General features: G+C 75.5%; 15 protein-coding genes and 1 pseudogene. 7 read left to right on the top strand and 9 right to left on the bottom strand.

Features of this window, described 5'->3' with window-relative positions:
* Window positions 1–516, bottom strand: a pseudogene (locus ABZW03_RS21870) (hypothetical protein); the annotation flags it as partial.
* 292 nt (window positions 517–808) lie between these two features.
* On the opposite strand from ABZW03_RS21870, the gene ABZW03_RS21865 reads away from it, so the two are divergent.
* Window positions 809–1,669: a hypothetical protein gene (locus tag ABZW03_RS21865; protein WP_355260674.1), complete on the top strand. Its 861-nt coding sequence runs from the start codon at window positions 809–811 to the stop codon at window positions 1,667–1,669.
* On the opposite strand, the gene ABZW03_RS21860 is transcribed toward ABZW03_RS21865, so the two are convergent.
* On the bottom strand, window positions 1,648–2,124 hold the full coding sequence (locus ABZW03_RS21860; protein WP_355260671.1) for a MerR family transcriptional regulator: 477 nt from the start codon (window positions 2,122–2,124) through the stop codon (window positions 1,648–1,650). The genes ABZW03_RS21865 and ABZW03_RS21860 overlap by 22 nt on opposite strands.
* A gap of 70 nt (window positions 2,125–2,194) precedes the next feature.
* Between ABZW03_RS21860 and ABZW03_RS21855 the strand changes: the two genes are divergently transcribed.
* On the top strand, window positions 2,195–3,166 hold the full coding sequence (locus ABZW03_RS21855) for an oxidoreductase (protein ID WP_355260668.1): 972 nt from the start codon (window positions 2,195–2,197) through the stop codon (window positions 3,164–3,166).
* Between the two features lie 22 nt (window positions 3,167–3,188).
* Here the strand turns inward: ABZW03_RS21855 and ABZW03_RS21850 are convergent, their stop codons facing one another.
* Together ABZW03_RS21850 and ABZW03_RS21845 are read right to left on the bottom strand one after the other, a co-directional pair.
* Window positions 3,189–3,527 carry a hypothetical protein gene (locus ABZW03_RS21850; protein WP_355260665.1) on the bottom strand — a complete coding sequence of 113 codons (339 nt, stop codon included), beginning with the start codon at window positions 3,525–3,527 and terminating at the stop codon, window positions 3,189–3,191.
* A gap of 280 nt (window positions 3,528–3,807) precedes the next feature.
* The gene (locus ABZW03_RS21845; RefSeq protein WP_355260662.1) at window positions 3,808–4,524 is read right to left on the bottom strand and encodes a chitinase; all 717 of its coding nucleotides are present in this window, start codon (window positions 4,522–4,524) and stop codon (window positions 3,808–3,810) included.
* A gap of 235 nt (window positions 4,525–4,759) precedes the next feature.
* Here ABZW03_RS21845 and ABZW03_RS21840 point away from each other — a divergent pair, with 235 nt between their 5' ends.
* Complete coding sequence (locus tag ABZW03_RS21840; protein WP_355260659.1) at window positions 4,760–6,721, top strand: hypothetical protein; 1,962 nt, start codon at window positions 4,760–4,762, stop codon at window positions 6,719–6,721.
* 13 nt (window positions 6,722–6,734) lie between these two features.
* On the opposite strand, the gene ABZW03_RS21835 is transcribed toward ABZW03_RS21840, so the two are convergent.
* Window positions 6,735–7,061 (bottom strand): DUF6011 domain-containing protein, encoded by a 327-nt coding sequence (locus ABZW03_RS21835; RefSeq protein WP_355260656.1) that lies wholly within the window; start codon window positions 7,059–7,061, stop codon window positions 6,735–6,737.
* A 117-nt stretch (window positions 7,062–7,178) separates the two neighbouring features.
* Here ABZW03_RS21835 and ABZW03_RS21830 point away from each other — a divergent pair, with 117 nt between their 5' ends.
* Window positions 7,179–7,946, top strand: coding sequence for a TetR/AcrR family transcriptional regulator (locus ABZW03_RS21830; protein WP_355260653.1), 768 nt, complete (start codon window positions 7,179–7,181; stop codon window positions 7,944–7,946).
* A 32-nt stretch (window positions 7,947–7,978) separates the two neighbouring features.
* Here the strand turns inward: ABZW03_RS21830 and ABZW03_RS21825 are convergent, their stop codons facing one another.
* On the bottom strand, window positions 7,979–8,380 hold the full coding sequence (locus tag ABZW03_RS21825) for a helix-turn-helix domain-containing protein (protein ID WP_355260650.1): 402 nt from the start codon (window positions 8,378–8,380) through the stop codon (window positions 7,979–7,981).
* Between the two features lie 101 nt (window positions 8,381–8,481).
* On the opposite strand from ABZW03_RS21825, the gene ABZW03_RS21820 reads away from it, so the two are divergent.
* A complete protein-coding gene (locus ABZW03_RS21820) occupies window positions 8,482–9,330 on the top strand; it encodes an SDR family oxidoreductase (protein ID WP_355260647.1) in 849 nt (282 codons plus the stop codon).
* 145 nt (window positions 9,331–9,475) lie between these two features.
* A complete protein-coding gene (rarD, locus tag ABZW03_RS21815) occupies window positions 9,476–10,459 on the top strand; it encodes an EamA family transporter RarD (RefSeq protein WP_355260644.1) in 984 nt (327 codons plus the stop codon).
* On the opposite strand, the gene ABZW03_RS21810 is transcribed toward rarD, so the two are convergent.
* From ABZW03_RS21810 to ABZW03_RS21800, 3 genes are all read right to left on the bottom strand, one after another.
* On the bottom strand, window positions 10,449–11,375 hold the full coding sequence (locus ABZW03_RS21810; protein WP_355260641.1) for an ABC transporter permease: 927 nt from the start codon (window positions 11,373–11,375) through the stop codon (window positions 10,449–10,451). The two genes, rarD and ABZW03_RS21810, sit on opposite strands and share 11 nt — an antisense overlap.
* Window positions 11,362–12,402: an ABC transporter ATP-binding protein gene (locus ABZW03_RS21805; protein ID WP_355260638.1), complete on the bottom strand. Its 1,041-nt coding sequence runs from the start codon at window positions 12,400–12,402 to the stop codon at window positions 11,362–11,364. Before ABZW03_RS21805 ends, ABZW03_RS21810 begins: the two co-directional genes overlap by 14 nt.
* A gap of 78 nt (window positions 12,403–12,480) precedes the next feature.
* Window positions 12,481–13,734 (bottom strand): DUF2092 domain-containing protein, encoded by a 1,254-nt coding sequence (locus ABZW03_RS21800; RefSeq protein ID WP_355260635.1) that lies wholly within the window; start codon window positions 13,732–13,734, stop codon window positions 12,481–12,483.
* A 182-nt stretch (window positions 13,735–13,916) separates the two neighbouring features.
* On the opposite strand from ABZW03_RS21800, the gene ABZW03_RS21795 reads away from it, so the two are divergent.
* Complete coding sequence (locus ABZW03_RS21795) at window positions 13,917–16,541, top strand: bifunctional FO biosynthesis protein CofGH (protein WP_355260632.1); 2,625 nt, start codon at window positions 13,917–13,919, stop codon at window positions 16,539–16,541.
* The last annotated feature ends 9 nt before the right edge of the window (window positions 16,542–16,550 follow it).

Here is a 16,550-nt window from a genome sequence, read left to right as displayed (position 1 = left end):
CCGGGGGGCGCCGCGGCCCCGGTGGCCGCGGTGGCCCCGGTGCCCACCGACGACCAGGTGGGCGCAGGGCGCGAGCGCGCCGATGCCGGCCTCGGCGCCGCGCCGGCCGCAGTGCGCGCAGGGCTGGCGGGGCTGGTTCAGCAGGAAGGCCCTGATCTGCCGGGTGTAGAGGACGTGCGCGTGGTCGGGCACGGCGTCCGGGAAGCGGCGGAACAGCGGGAGGTGCTCGCGGTCCGCGCCGAGCAGGTGGTCGATCCGGGCGAGCAGCCCGTCGCCCAGCTCGGCGAGCCGGACCGGGGCCAGCCGGGCCAGGGCGGTGCGCAGGTGGGTGGTCAGGACGTAGCCGCGCCGGACCAGGTCGGCATCGAGGGCCACCAGCCCCCGGGTGCTCCACGGGTCGGCGGAGGGCAGCAGCTCGCCGGGGGCCACGGCGACGGCGCCGCGCCGGCGGAGCAGGAAGGAACCGAGATCGAGGTCGACGCCGGGGTCGAAGGGAGCCGAGATGGCTCGGGGCATGCCGAGAGATCCCCCCACGGAGGCGGAAAGAGGAGAAGGGGGCGGAGAGGGGGCGCGCTACGGGTGTCAGGGGAGAAATGAGAAGGAAGCGCGTCGCGGAGCCGCCGATGTGGTCACCGTAGCCGGGTCGGCCCCGGCCGCCCACCGATTTTTTCCGGCCACCGAGGAGTGGGAAGTCGGCCGGTCCGACGTCCTGCGCCGGATGGCCCCGGCCCGGACGGTCCCGGACGGACGTCCTGCGTCGAACGGCCCCGGCCCGGGCGGTGTCGGTGCGGCCTGACACCATCGGCGCATGTCCGGAACCTTCGTCGACCTGGGATTCGTCACCGCGCCCTCCGGGGTGGTGGTGCTCGGCATGGTCTCGTGGCTGGACGCGTGGCGGGAGCTGGGCGAGCCGCTGTCGGTACGGGCCGGGGCGGCGGCGAAGGCGGGTGGCGGGCACCTGCGGGAGGCGGAGTGGGAGTGCGAGGCGGTCGCCGTGCCGGCCGCCGCCGACCGGCCGCTGGCGGTGCGGGCCACCACCGAGCCGTCCGCGTTCGACGAGGAGCCGACCGTCGCGACGCTGGAGGTCGAACTCGGCCTGCCCTGGCCCGAGGGGGTGGACAGCCCGGTGCTGCTCGGGGACCTGCCGGTGGACCGGGGCGGCATGGCGGTCGGCGACGCCGTCGGGCTGGACGCGTGGACGGGGCTGGAGGACGAACCGGCCGACGGGCTCGCGGACCTCTCCTACTGGGGCCGGTACGCGGAGGACGCGCACGCGCGGTTCGGCGGTGAGCGGATCCCCCAGCCCGGCGGCGTCGAGGGGCCGTACGGTTGGCTCGACCTGCCGGTGGCGGAGGCGCTCGCGCTGGAGGCGGAGATCAGCGCCTGGCGGGGCCGTCGGTCCGGCCGGGGCGTGGCCACCTCGGTGGAGCCGCACGTCGACTACTTCACCTTCCGCCGGGCGGGCGTGCACCACCCGCTGCGCGTGGGCGCGATCGAGGTCGGCGGCTGCCCGGTGCTCGGGATCGACTGGTGCCAGGGCGACCACTCCGTCCGGCACCACGGGGGCCGGGACTGGGGCCAGGCCTTCCCGGTCACCCTCGAAGCCGACGCGGCGGGCGGAACGGTCCTGCGCTGGACGATCCCGCCCTACGACGCCGAGGAGGACTGAGCGGGGGCGGCCGGCGAGTCGGCCGACGGGCCCGCCGAGGAGTCCGCCGACGCGTCCGCCGTCGGGTCCCAGAGCCCGGCGGCCTCGCCGCGCGCCAGGTGGTCGGCGTAGACGGCGGCCTTCCAGGCGATCAGCGAGCGGCACTCCTCCAGCTCCCGGATCCGCTCGTCGACGCGCCGCTGGTGGGCGTCCAGCAGCCGCAGCCGCTCGGCCTCGTTGCCCGGCCCCTGCCGTACGAGTGCGGCGAAGCGGCGGAGGTCGGCGAGGGGCATGCCGGACTCGCGCAGCTTCACGCAGATCTCCAGCCACCGCACGTCGAGCACGGCGTACCGCCGGCGCCCGCCCGCCGTGCGCCGCACCGGGCCGACCAGCAGCTCCTCGCGCTCGTAGAAGCGCAGGGCGTGCACGCTGAGCCCGGTGCGCTCGGCCACCTCGCCGATGCTGAGTTCCGTCATGCCGTCAGAGCATAGGAGCGCGGCTCCCGGGCTTGATCTAGACCGCACTCCACTTCCTACCGTCGTCGCCATGACCACCACCCACCAGCAGCCGATCGGCTCGCCCTTCTCCGCCGACGCCACCGCCGAGGACGTCCTGGCGGGCGTCGACCTCTCCGGCCGCACGGCCGTCGTGACCGGCGGCTCCTCCGGCCTCGGCCTGGCGACCACCCGGGCGCTGACCGCCGCCGGGGCCGACGTGATCGTCCCGGCCCGCCGTCCGGACGCCGCCCGCGCCGTGCTGGCCGGAACCGGCGCCCGGGTCGTCCCGATGGACCTCGCCGACCCCGCGAGCGTCCGCGCCGCCGCCCGGCTGGTCCGCGAGGCCACCGAGCGGCTCGACCTGCTGCTGGCCGTCGCGGGCGTGATGGCCACCCCCGAGCGGCGCGTCGGGCCGGGCTGGGAGGGGCAGTTCGCCACCAACCACCTCGGGCACTTCCTGCTCGCCTGCGAGCTGTACCCGCTGCTGGCCGCCGCCCCCGACGGTGCGCGCGTCGTCGTCAACAGCTCCGCCGGGCACGCCCTGACCGGCATCCGCCGGCACGACCCGCACTTCCGCACCGGCTACGACAAGTGGCTGGCGTACGGCCAGTCCAAGACCGCCAACGCGCTGTTCGCCGTGCACCTCGACGCGCTCGGACGGGCGGACGGCGTCCGGGCGTTCGCGCTCCACCCCGGGAAGATCATCACCGGGCTGCAGCGGGAGCTGACCCGGCAGGAGCAGGTCGACCGCGGCTGGGTGGACGCGGCGGGCCGGGTGGTCGGCGCGGGCTTCAGGACCCCGTCCCAGGGCGCCGCCACCGGCCTGTGGGCGGCCACCTCCCCGCTGCTCGACGGCCGCGGCGGCCTCTACCTGGAGGACTGCGAGGTCGCCCGGGTGCGCGGCCCGGACACCCCGATGGACGACGGCGGCGTCCGCCCGTACGCCGTCGACCCGGAGGGGGCCGCCCGGCTCTGGGAGCTGTCCCTCGCCGCGACCGGCGCCGCCCCGGTGGCCGGCTGAACCCGCTGCGAGCGAGCCCCCGCTACAGGCAGATCCAGCAGTACAGCTGCTCGCCGGCCGCCCGCGCCCGCCGGGCCAGGGCGATCAACTCCTCGGCCAGCGGCAGCAGGTCGGACGGTTCGGCGCCGTGCCACTCCTCGGCCCCGGCCCACCGCGCGACGGCCTCCGGCACCCGCTCGTCGGGCACCCCGGCGAGCGCGTCCCGGGCGGCGGCGGCCAGCTCGGTGACCCACGGGCCGGTCGCCCACGGGTCGTCCTCGTCCGCGGGGCCGGACGGGCCCGGCCGGGGCGTGGTCGGCCGGACCGCCGTCCCCGCCACCAGGCCGACCCGCCACGGCTCCCCGAGGACGGCCGCCACCAACCGGCCGAGCAGGATGTCCGGATCGACGCCCTTGGCCTGGACCCCGTCGAAGGCCTCGGCGGAGGAGCCGTCGCCGTCGAGCGGCGGCCCGCCCTCCCGCAGCTCCAGCGCCCGGACGACCGCCGCCGTGTCGGGCGCCCGGAAGTAGCCGGAAGTGGTCGGTCAGCACACCCATCGCGGCCGTCCCCTCGTTCGACGTCAGGGCGCCAGTGGAGCAGCCGGCACCGGCAGGGAGCGGGACGTCGGCCCGGCCGACGTCCCGCTCCCCGCCGAGGGCCGGTCAGCAGGAGATGCTGCCGCCGCCGACGGTGGTGCCCAGGACGCCGACGAACTTCTTGAACAGGTTGATCCGGTCGTCGCGCTGGCCGGGGTTCTTCCCGTCGCACTCCAGCGCGCCGTTGATGCTGCGGATGGTCTCGCCGAAGCCCTTGTTGTTGACGATGGCGTCGTGCGAGGTCATCCGCCCGGCGCCGGTCTGGCTGTTCCAGAACCAGAGGGCCGTCTTCCAGGAGACCGCCGGGTCCTTCTCCACCTTGGACGGGTCGTGCAGCAGGTCGATGTGCAGGGCGTCGCCGGCCGCCTTGTAGTTGAAGTTCCAGCTCAGCTGGAGCGGCCCGCGCCCGTAGTACGCGGCCTTCCCGGCCGGACAGCCGTACGGCTGCGAAGTGTCGCAGTAGTGCGGGTAGTTGGCGGTGTTCTGCTCGACCACGTAGCGCAGGCCGCCGGTCTCGTGGCTGACGTTGGCGAGGAAGGCCGCCGCCTCGCGCCGGCGGGTGGCGTCGTCGCCGGAGGTGGCGAACTTCGGGTAGGCGCTCAGGGCGTCGACCAGGCCCCTGTAGGTGTAGAAGCCGTTCCGGCTCGGGAACATCTGGTTGAACTGGGACTCGCTGACCACGAAGGACCCGGCGGCGGAGGCCGGGGCGGTCTGGCCGGCGACGGCGAGGGTGCTCAGGACGGCGGCGGAGGCCGCCAGCGACAGGGTGCGCGAGAGCTTCATCGATGTCCTCGATTCCGTTGGCAGGATGGGCACTTCGCTCGCGAAGCAGCTCGGCCATCGTGGTGCGGGCCAGCTGTCGAGGGCACCCCTCGGAGGTCTAAACCACCCGTACGGGTTGTATCCGATCCAGGGGTTGGACGGCCGCCGCGGGTGATCGCCGGGCCTGTCGGTCCCACCGGCTAGCCTCGTGCGCGGCGGGAACGGGCGGCGCGAGGACACCGGGGGAGCAGGACGGATGAGCGGTCACACCGATGACGGCGGCGGCGAGCGCCTGGCGGCCGAGGGCGAGGTCGCGGTCGCCCGGCTGGCGATCGCCTCGGGCGACCTGACGCACGCCGCCGAGCACCTCGGCGACGCGATGGCCGCCGATCCCCAGCTGCCCGAACTGCACGAGGCGCTGGCCGAGTTGTGCGCGGCGGCAGGCGGCCCGGCGGCGGCCCGCGAGCTGTTCCCGCTGGACGGCCGGGTGTACGTCGGCGCGGTGGTCTGCCGGGCCCACGTCGAGGCGGCCGCCGGTGGCTGGGACGCCGCCGTCGGCCTGCTCGCCTCCGCCATCCAGTGCGAGCCGGCCCGCCCCTGGGCGCACACCGCCTGGCTCGCCCGCGAGGACCTGCCCGGCCTGGTCGACCCGGACGCCGTCGCCCGGGCGGTGGCCCAGGCGACCGGCGGCCTGTCCGACCCGCTCCCGGCCGAACCGGCGGACGCCGTACGGCCGTTCCACGACTTCGTGCAGGCGGTGCTGGCCCGCCACGCCGACCACGTGCCGCTGCTGGCGATGGCCTCCGGCCTGACCCGCCGGCTCGGCGACACCGCCCGCGCCGTCGAACTCGCCGAACGGGCCCACCGGTCGGCCCCCGGCTACCTGTCGGCCGTGATGCTCGGCAACGCCCTGCGGTCGGCCGGCCGGCCGGAGCGGGCGCTCGCCGTCTGGGAGGCCGAGCTGGCCCGGGCCGCACCGGACGGCGACGACTCCAGCAGCTACCTCGCCGTGGACGTCGCCGAGTTGTACGGCGCGCTCGGCCGCCCCGCCGAAGGCCTGCCCTGGCTGGACCGGGTGCTCGCCGCCGATCCCGACCACCCCAAGGCCGGCCCGGCCCGGTACGGGTTGCGCCACGCCCTCGACGGCGACCCGGCGCACCTGCTCGGTCTGGCCGACCACCACCGCGACCACCCCGAGCACGCGTACGCCCGGGAGCTGCTGGAGCGGCTGAGCCACCGGCAGCCCTGGCTCGGCCTGGTCCCCGGCGCCACCGAGGCCACCGTGAACGTGCTGCACCAGGTGCTCGCAGCCCACGACGCCGCCTCCGACGCCGCCCCCGACGGCTCCCGTGACGGCTCCCGCGACGGCTCCCGCGACGCCGAGATCGACTGCACCGCCTCCACCCTGGAGCCGCCCAGCTCGGTGCTGGCCGTCCGGCTCGCGCTGCCGCGCGCCACCGTCGGCTACCAGGCCGTCGGCGAGCCCGACCCCCGGCTGCCGCTGACCGAGCCCACCACCCGGATCTGGGCCTGGGACGGCACCGACCCGCGCCCGGCCGTCGGCCCGCCCGCGCCGCGCAGCGCCGAACTCGTCCGCGCCACCGCCGAGATCTTCTGGCCGAGCGTCCCCGCCGCCTACGACCACGCCGTGCGGCTGGCCGGCCTGCCGCTGGAGGACCTGCTCGCCGTCCTGGTCCACCCGCCGGCGCCGCGCGAGGACGCGCTCGGCCGCGCCCTGCTCGCCCACCAGCCCGAACTCTGGGTGCGGGCCGTCCAGGTCTTCGCCTGCCTCGGCATCGCCCACCACCGCACCGACCAGCCCTGGGAGGGCTCCGAGCGCCGCCGGGTGCTGCGCGACCTGCTGCTCGGGCCGGAGGACTGGGTGGTCGAGGCGGCCGGCTTCGCACTGGTCGCGATCGGCTGGACGCAGCCGCGGACCCGGGCCGACGTCGCCGCCCTGCTCCAGCAGCGGCTGCACCACGGCGCCCGGGCCCGCCGCACCCGGGTGGTGACGATCCTGCGCTCGCTGTCCGCGCTGGTGCTCGCCGCGCCCTGGATGTCGGAGCAGGACCGCGCGCTCGCCCGGCACCTGACGGCCCGGGAGGACGCCGCCGACGCGGGGGCGGAGGCCGGACCAGCGGTGGCGGAACGGCCGGGCCCGGCAGAGGAGGGGCCCCGCCCCGGCCGCCTGCGCCGCCTCTTCGGCAGGGGCCGCTGAGGCCGGCCGGCCGTCACCCCACCCCCGGCAGCGGCTCCTGGTCGACGTCGAACCGGGCGACCCGCTCCGACGGGTCCCGGCACTCCGGCCCCAGCCGCAGCATCCGCGACTCGGGGTCGTGCAGCGGCCGGTGGCAGCGGCGGCAGGTCACCCGCGGGCGGAGGGTCTGCGCGGTGTCCGTCCCGGGAAGCGGTTCGGGACCGGCCGGCGCGGGACCGGTCGGTGCGGGACCGGTCGGTGCGGGACCGGTCGGCGCGGGGCGGGCCAGCGTGCGGCCGGCCGGCGCGGAGCCGGACAGGGCGGGGCCGGTCGGTTCGGGGAGCTCGGTCGGGCTGGTCATGGGGAGACGGTAGCCGCCCGCACCGTCACCCCAGCCCGCACCGTCAGACCCCGCCCGCACCGTCAGGCCCCCGCCCGCACCGTCAGGCCCCCCGCCGGTGCGTGAAACGATGGCCCCATGGCCACCGACCGCAGCAGCGCAGGAGACCCGGCACGCACCCTCGCCCTGCTCTGGGGCCTCACCGCCGAGGAGAAGCCCGGCCGGCGCGGCCCCCGGCAGGCGCGCTCGACCGGTGAGATCGCCGCCGCCGCGATCGCCCTCGCCGACGCGGAGGGCGTGGACGCCGTCACCATGCGCCGGGTGGCCCAGGAGCTGGGGCTCTCCCCGATGGCGCTCTACACCTACGTGCCCGGCAAGGCCGAGCTGCTCGACCTGATGCTGGACACCGTCTACGCCACGATGCCCCGCAGCACCCCCGCCGACCAGGGCTGGCGCGCCCGGGTCACCGCCGTCGCCGACGACAACCGCGCGCTGCACCGCGCCCACCCGTGGGTCGCCGCCGTCTCCACCAGCCGCCCGCCGCTCGGGCCCGGGCTGATGGCCAAGTACGAGTACGAGCTGCGCGCCTTCGAGGGCACCGGCCTGTCCGACGTCGACCTGGACGCCGCGCTGACCCACCTGCTGGGCTTCGTCCAGACCTGCGCCCGGATGGCCGCCGACGAGCGCGCCGCCCGGCAGGACAGCGCGATGACCGACGCGCAGTGGTGGACGGCCAACGCCGAGCTGCTCGCCCGGGTCTTCGACCCCGAGCGCTACCCGGTCGCCGCCCGGGTCGGCGCCGCGGCCGGCGAGGCGCACGGCGGCGCGTACGGCCCGGACCACGCCTACGCCTTCGGCCTGGCCCGCGTCCTGGACGGGCTCGACGCCCTCATCGCGGGCCGGTAGACCCTGCGGTAGTCCGCTCGGCCGGCCGCCCCTCAGCGCGCCGCGACGGCCCGCCCGTCGTACTCCCGGCGCGCCGACTCGACCTCCGGCACCCGCCGCTCCGACCAGTGCGCCAGCGCCGCGACCAGCGCCGCCGCCTCCCGCCCCAGCGGGGTGAGGCTGTAGTCGACCCGCGGCGGGATCACCGGGTGCGCCTCGCGCAGCACGAAGCCGTCCCGCTCCAGCGTCTGGAGGGTCTGGGCGAGCATCTTCTCGCTGACCCCGGAGACCTTGCGGCGCAGCTCGCTGAACCGGTAGCCGCGCTCGTCCAGCGCGCCCAGCACCAGCACGCCCCAGCGGCTGGTGACGTGCTCCAGCACGCCCCGGGACGGACACATCCGGTCGAAGACGTCGGGCGGGGGCAGGGTGCCGGCCTGCAGCGCACTTACCTTCATGTCAGTACCCTACTTTGAAGTGCGTACTTTCGAAAGGTTAGTGCCACCCCTAGGGTGAGTTCCGAGGCCAGAACCCCTGAGCAACCCCTGAGGAGCCCGCCATGTACGTCGTCACCGGTGCCACCGGCCAGCTCGGCCGTCTCGTCGTCGAGGGCCTGCTGGCCCAGGTCCCCGCGAGCGAGGTGGCCGTCGCCGTCCGCTCCGCCGAGAAGGCCGCCGACCTGGCCGCGCGCGGCGTGGCCGTGCGGGTGGTCGACTACGACGACCCGCAGACCCTGGCCGGCGCCTTCGCCGAGGGCGACCGGGTGCTGCTGATCTCGGGCAGCGAGGTCGGCCGCCGGATCCCGCAGCACCGGGCCGTGGTGGAGGCCGCCAAGGCCGCCGGGGTCGCGCTGCTCGCCTACACCAGCGCGCCCGGCGCGGCCACCTTCCGGCTGGCCGACGAGCACAAGGCGACCGAGGAGCTGATCCTCGCCTCCGGTCTGCCGTACGCGTTCCTGCGCAACGGCTGGTACACCGAGAACTACCTGGGCGACGCGGCCGGCACGGTGGCCCGCGGCGTGGTGCTCGGCAGCGCCGGCGAGGGCCGGATCGCCACCGCCCCGCGCCGGGACTACGCGGCCGCGGCGGTCGCCGTCCTGCTCGGCGAGGGCCACGAGGGCCAGGTGTACGAGCTGAGCGGCGACGCCGCCTGGAGCCTGCCCGAGCTGGCCGCCGAGCTGGCGGAGGCCTCCGGCAAGCCGGTCGAGCACCGGGACGTCACCCCGGCCGAGCACCTGGACGCCCTGGTCGGCGCCGGGCTGCCGCAGGGCTTCGCCGAGGTCCTGGTGGACGTGGACGCGGGCATCGCGCGCGGCGAGCTGGCCGGCACCCCGGGCGACCTGGCCCGGCTGATCGGCCGTCCGACCGTCCCGCTGGCCGAGTCCGTCCGCGAGGCCCTGAAGGCCTGAAACGCCGCAGGCCGGACCGCCCGGACCAGCGGAGCGGTCCGGCCTGCGGACACTGTCATGACCAAAATCCGGAAACGGAGATGACAGGCTGCCCTCCCGCCCGCTACCGTCGCCTCGACACACGCGCGCGGGAGGGCACTCGGCCATGGCGGACACAGACCAGCAGGACAACGGCCGGGGCCTCTGGTACGGCGTCGCCGCGTACGGGATCTGGGGCCTCTTCCCGCTGTTCTGGCCGCTGCTCGAACCGGGCGCCGCCGACGACATCCTGGCCAACCGGATGGTCTGGTCCCTGGTCGCGGTCGTCCTGCTGCTGGTCGCCCAGCGGCACTGGGGCTGGATACGCCCGCTGCTGCGCCAGCCCCGCCGGCTCGCCATGCTGGCCGGCGCGGCCACCGTGATCTCGGTCAACTGGGGCGTCTACATCTGGGCCGTCAACGCCGGCCACGTCGTCGAGACCAGCCTCGGCTACTTCATCAACCCGCTGGTCACCATCGGCTTCGGCGTGCTGGTGCTCAAGGAGCGGCTGCGCAGAGCGCAGTGGACGGCGGTGGGCATCGGCGCCGCCGCCGTCGCGGTGCTGACCGTCGCGTACGGGCGGCTGCCCTGGATCGCGCTCACCCTGGCGCTCTCCTTCGCCGCCTACGGCCTGCTGAAGAAGCAGGTCGGGCTGAGCGGGCTGGAGAGCCTGGCGGCCGAGAGCGCCTTCATGTTCCCGTTCGCCCTCGGCTACCTGGTCTACCTGGAGGTCTCCGGGCGCGGCACCTTCGGGCACACGGTGGCCGGCTCGTACGGCCTGGGGCACTCCGGGCTGCTGATGCTCAGCGGGGTGATCACCGCGATCCCGCTGCTGTTCTTCGGCGCGGCCGCCGTCCGGGTGCCGCTGACCGTGCTCGGGCTGCTGCAGTACCTGGCGCCGGTGTTCCAGTTCCTGATCGGCGTCGCGGTCTTCCACGAGTCCATGCCGCCCGCCCGCTGGGCCGGCTTCGGCCTGGTCTGGGCCGCGCTCGCGCTGCTCACCTGGGACGCGCTGCGCCAGGTGCGGGCCGACCGCGCGGTGCGGGCCGCGGCGGTGGCGCCGCAGCCCGCGGTCGCTCGGGAGAGCGCGCGGGAGACCGTCACGCGCTGATGTCCCGGCTGGTGAAGCGGGACCAGGCGGCCGAGCCGAACACGGCGACGTAGGCGGCCTGGAGGCCGAGGTCCTTCAGCACGCCGTCCCAGTACATCGGCGCCCGCAGCAGGTCCGCGAAGCTCAGCCAGTAGTGGGAGAACAGGAACGGGCTGACGGCGTCCAGCTGCGGGAAGGCGTCCAGGATCTGGACGGTGATCACCAGCCCGACGGTGGCGGCCATCGCCGCGATGCCGCTGCCCGTGAGGGTGGAGACGAACAGCCCGATCGCCACCAGCCCGGCCAGGGAGGCGGCCACCACCACGGCCACCAGCAGGGCGCGCAGCAGCGCGTCGCCGAGGCCGATGGTGTCCCCGGAGATCAGGGTGACCTGGCCGAGCGGGAAGAGCGCGGCGCCCGCCGCCAGCGCCGTCACCGCGACCGCCGCCGTGGCGGCCAGGCAGAACACCAGGCCGGCGGTGAACTTGGCGGCCAGCAGCCTGGTCCGCCCGGCCGGGGCGACCAGCAGGTAGCGCAGCGTCCCGGCGGCCGCCTCGCCCGCCACCGCGTCCCCGGCGACCACGCCGACCGTCATCGGCAGGAAGACCGGCAGCGCCACCGCGAGTGCGGTGAAGACCAGGAAGAGCCCGTTCTGGGTGGTCTGCGCGATGAAGCTCGGACCGCCGCCGCCCTCGTGCGGACTGTCCGTGTTGAGCTTGATCACCACCCCGATCAGGATCGGCAGCACCGCCAGGATGGCCAGCAGCACCTTGGTGCGCATCCGGCGGAAGGTCAGGTGCAGCTCGCTGCGGAACAGCGCCAGGAACCCGGCCGCCGTCCGCGGCCGCCGGCCCGCCGGTTGCCGACCCGCTCCCGGCCGCCGGCCCGTCCCCGGCGCGAGCTCCCCGGCCCGCGCGACCGCCTCAGCCCGCGACATCGAAGCCCTCCCCGGTCAGCGCCACGAAGGCGTCCTCCAACGTGCCCCGCTCCAGCCCGAACCCGTGCACCCGCACCCCGGCCGCGACCAGCGCCGCGCACAGCCTGGGCAGCGCCTCCTCGTCCAGGACGCCCGGCTCGCCGTCCACCCGGCCCTCGCCGGGCACCAGGGCGGTGACCCGGTGCGCCGCCAGCACCTCCGCGGCCCGCGCCACGTCCGGGGTGCGGACCACCAGCCGGCCCTGCGCCCGGGCGGCCAGCTCGGCGACGGTGCCCTGCACCACCAGCCGGCCGCGGGACATCACCGCGGCGTGGGTGCAGACCTGCTCGATCTCGTCCAGCAGGTGCGAGGAGAGGAACACCGTGGTGCCCTCCGCCGCGACCTCCCGGACCAGCGTCCGGATCTCCCGCATGCCCTGCGGGTCCAGCCCGTTGGTCGGTTCGTCCAGCACCAGCAGCTCGCGCGGCCGCAGCAGCGCGGAGGCCAGGCCCAGCCGCTGCTTCATGCCGAGCGAGTACGCGCGGGCCTTCTTGCCCGCCGCGGCGCTCAGGCCGACCCGCTCCAGCGCCGCCTCCACCCGCGGCCGGCGGGTGCGCGGGTCGGCGGTCGGGTCGGCGGCGTCGAACCGCTCCAGGTTGTCCCGTCCGGAGAGGAAGCCGTACAGGGCCGGGCCCTCGATCAGCGCGCCCACCCGGGGCAGCACGGTGGCGACGGACTGCGGCATCGACTCGCCGAGGACGGTGGCCGTGCCCGAGGTGGGGGCGATCAGGCCCATCAGCATCCGGATCGTGGTGGTCTTGCCGGAGCCGTTGGGGCCCAGGAAGCCGAAGACGGAGCCGCGCGGCACGGCCAGGTCCAGGCCGTCCACGGCGAGCTGGCCGCCGCGGAAGCGCTTGGTCAGGCCGCGGGTCCGGATCACGTCGTCGGAGCCGTAGCCGGATCCGGTGGCGGCCGCGTCGGAGGAAAGCAGGGTGGCGGCCGCGTCGGACGGACGCAGGGAGGCGGGGGAAGCGGATGGAACGGGCACGGGGGCCGGGCGCGGTGCGGCGCCCGGACCCCCGGCCGACTCCGTAACGTCCCCCGTTACGGGAGCCTCGGTCATCCGTCAGTTCACCCCGGCGGCGTGCTGGAGCACCGGCAGGGTCACCGCGCCGGCCAGGACCCGGCCGTCGTCGGTGAGCAGCACGTTGAGCACCTTGGTGCTCACCAGGGTGCCGCCGGCGACCGGCTTGCCGAGCGACTTCACCAGTCCCTGCGGATTCACCGAGCCGTGGCCGCCGTGCTTCCCGTCGCCCTTCGGCGCCTCGACCGGGCCGCTGGGCAGCCGGGTGGAGACGACCGTCGTCCAGCCCTCGCCGATCACGTCCAGGCCCTCGGGCAGCTCGGTGCCCTGGTGCCCCCGGGCCTCGCCCGGCGCGCCCTCGGCCGCGTCCCCGGCCGCGTCCTGCGCCTTCCGCTCCGTCACCTTGGCGCCCTTGGGGGCGGTGAACTCGAAGGTCTTCTCGGCCGGCGCGGCGAACGACACCTGGGTGAAGCGGACGTTCAGCACGGTGCTGCCGTCCACGGACTTCACCGCCACCGACAGCGGCACCCCGTTGTCGGCGGCCACCGCGATCCGGACCTCGGCGAGGGTGGAGCCGGACTGGGTGGGCTTCACGCTCAGCTGGTAGGCGTTCTGCCCGGCCACCTTGGCCGTCCCGGCGACGGTCACCGAGGTGGTGCCGGCGCTCCCGGCCAGGAACTGCCGGGCGGCCTCCTGCGGGGTGGTCGGCAGCTCGGACAGCAACGCACCGGGGTGCTGGTCGGCGTGCTTCTTGGCCAGCTGGCCGGCCGCTCCGATCAGGTGCACCGCGCTGTTGGTCGAGCTGTCCCAGGCCCAGGCCTGGTCGCCGTTGCGGACCAGCGTGTAGCCGGCCATGTTCTCCAGCACGTCCAGCCGCTGGCGGTCCGGGCCGTCCACCGCGACCCGCAGCGTCCCGTCCCCGCCGAGCAGGCCGAGCAGCTTGGACTGCGGGTCCGCGGCGGAGGCCCGGGCGTCGCCGCCGTGGCCGCCGGCCGCCGCGCCGAGGCCGCCGGCCGTGCCCAGCAGCTGGCCGGGCAGACCGAGGTCGGTGCTGATCGAGACCGTCCCGGACAGCGACTGCGCCTCGGAGCCGAGCACCTTGGCGACCAGCTGCTCCGCGCTCACCGACGGCAGGTCGGGCGCGCCGTCGGCGGCCAGCGCCGGGACCAGCCCCACCCCCGCGGCGATCGCGGCGACCACCGCCACCGGCACCCCGGCGCGCATCAGGACGCGCCGTCGGGAGCGGTACGGCACGCCGCCGTCCAGATCGTCCCCCGCCGCCTTCTCGTTGGTCATGGCGTCCTCAACTCCTCCGCGTACACCTGTGATTGGCCTTGCACTCCCATTACAGGCCGCCGCGCCGCCGCCGTCATCGCCCTGTGGGGGCAGATCGGGGTGACCTTCATGGGTACACCGACCCTGAGACGGACTCAGGGTTGGCCCCTCCCCGGGTGCCACCCCTGGCGTAGGGTCGCGCCATGGACGGAACCGCCACGGACTCCAGCACCCCGCCGACCGCGAACGCGATGCGCCGCGCCCTGCGCCGCGCCCGGGACGGCGTCGCCCTCGACGTGACCGAAGCAGCGGTGCTGCTCCAGGCCAGAGGCGAGGACCTGCTGGACCTCTGTGCGAGCGCCGCGCGGGTCCGGGACGCGGGCCTCGAAGCGGCCGGCCGGCCCGGCGTCATCACCTACTCCAAGAGCGTCTTCATCCCGCTCACCCGGCTCTGCCGCGACAAGTGCCACTACTGCACCTTCGCCACCGTCCCCGGCAAGCTGCGCCGGGAGGGCCACGGGATGTACATGTCCCCGGACGAGGTGCTGGAGGTGGCCCGCCGGGGCGCCGAACTCGGCTGCAAGGAAGCCCTGATCACGCTCGGCGACAAGCCCGAGGACCGCTGGCCCGAGGCCCGCGAGTGGCTGGACGCGCACGGCTACGACGACACCATCGCCTACGTGCGCGCCATGTCGATCCGCATCCTGGAGGAGACCGGCCTGCTGCCGCACCTCAACCCCGGGGTGCTGAGCTGGACGGACTTCCAGCGCCTCAAGCCGGTCTCCGCCTCGATGGGCATGATGCTGGAGACCACCGCCACCCGGCTGTGGAGCGAGCCCGGCGGCCCGCACCACGGTTCGCCGGACAAGGAACCGGCCGTCCGGCTGCGGGTGTTGGAGGACGCGGGCCGCAGCTCCGTCCCGTTCACCAGCGGCCTGCTGATCGGCATCGGCGAGACCTACCAGGAGCGCGCCGAGTCGCTGTTCGCGCTGCGCAAGGTGTCCCGCGCCTACCACGGCGTCCAGGAGCTGATCCTGCAGAACTTCCGGGCCAAGCCGGACACCGCGATGCGCGGCATGCCGGACGCCGAACTGGACGAGCTGGTCGCCACGGTGGCGGTGGCCCGGCACCTGATGGGCCCGGCCGCCTGCCTCCAGGCCCCGCCGAACCTGGTGGACGGCGAGTACGAGCGGCTGATCGCGGCCGGCATCGACGACTGGGGCGGGGTCTCCCCGCTCACCCCGGACCACGTCAACCCCGAGCGCCCCTGGCCGCAGATCGAGCGGCTGGCCGAGCGCTCCGCCGCGGCCGGCTTCGCCCTGCGCGAGCGCCTCGCCGTCTACCCCGAGTACGTGCGCCGCGGCGAGCCCTGGCTGGACCCGCGGGTGCTGCCGCACGTCCGCGCCCTGGCCGACCCGGCCACCGGCCTGGCGGACCCGGACGCGGTGGTCCGCGGCCTGCCCTGGCAGGAGCCCGAGGACCTGCCGGAGTCGTACGGGCGCACCGACCTGCACACCGCGATCGACACCGAGGGCCGCACCGGCGACCGCCGGGCCGACTTCGAGGACGTGTACGGCGACTGGGAGGTGCTGCGCGAGCAGGTGCTCGCGAAGGGCGCCCCCGAGCGGCTCGCCGGGGACCTCCGGGAGGCCCTGGCGGTGGCCGCCGACGACCCGGTGCGGCTGACCGACGACCAGGCGCTGGCGCTGTTCCACGCGGACGGCCCGGCCCTGGACGCGCTCTGCCGGATCGCCGACGACGTCCGCCGGGACGCGGTAGGGGACGACGTCACCTACTGCGTCACCCGGAACATCAACTTCACCAACGTCTGCTACACCGGCTGCCGCTTCTGCGCCTTCGCCCAGCGCCGCACCGACGCGGACGCCTACACCCTCTCCCTGGAGCAGGTCGCCGACCGGGCCGCGCAGGCCTGGGAGGTGGGCGCCACCGAGGTCTGCATGCAGGGCGGCATCCACCCGGACCTGCCCGGCGCCGCCTACTTCGACATCGCCCGCGCGGTGAAGGAGCGGGTGCCCGGCATCCACGTGCACGCCTTCTCGCCGATGGAGGTGGTCAACGGGGCGACCAGGACCGGGCTGTCGATCCGGGACTGGCTGCAGCGGGCCAAGGAGTCGGGCCTGGACACCATCCCGGGCACCGCCGCCGAGATCCTGGACGACGAGGTCCGCTGGGTGCTCACCAAGGGCAAGCTGCCGGCCGCCACCTGGGTCGAGGTCGTCACCACCGCGCACGAGCTGGGCATCCGCTCCTCGTCCACGATGATGTACGGGCACGTGGACACCCCGAAGCACTGGCTCGGCCACCTGCGGCTGCTCGCGGAGATCCAGCAACGGACGGGCGGCTTCACCGAGTTCGTCACCCTGCCGTTCATCCACACCAACGCCCCGGTCTACCTGGCCGGCATCGCCCGGCCCGGCCCGACCGCCCGGGACAACCGCGCGGTGGTCGCGATGGCCCGGCTGCTGCTGCACCCGCACATCCCCAACATCCAGACCAGCTGGGTCAAGCTGGGCGCCGAGGGCGCGGCCGAGATGCTCCGCTCGGGCGCCAACGACCTCGGCGGCACGCTGATGGAGGAGACCATCTCGCGGATGGCCGGTTCGGCGTACGGGAGTTACAAGTCGGTGCGCGACCTCCAGGCGATCGCCGACGCGGTGGGCCGCCCGCACCGCCAGCGCACCACCACCTACGGCGAGGTGCCGGCCGAGCGGCAGGCCGCGGCGCTGGCCTCGGACGGGCACCTGCCGGAGCTGCTGGACCGCTGCCGCACGGCCGAGGACCTGCTCCGGGTGCTGTCCGGCGGGTAACTTTTCGAT

Source organism: Kitasatospora sp. NPDC004799 (genome assembly GCF_040609095.1).
Lineage (GTDB): Bacteria > Actinomycetota > Actinomycetes > Streptomycetales > Streptomycetaceae > Kitasatospora.
Note: the sequence above shows the minus strand (reverse complement) of the source record. Positions and strands in the feature narration are given on the sequence as shown.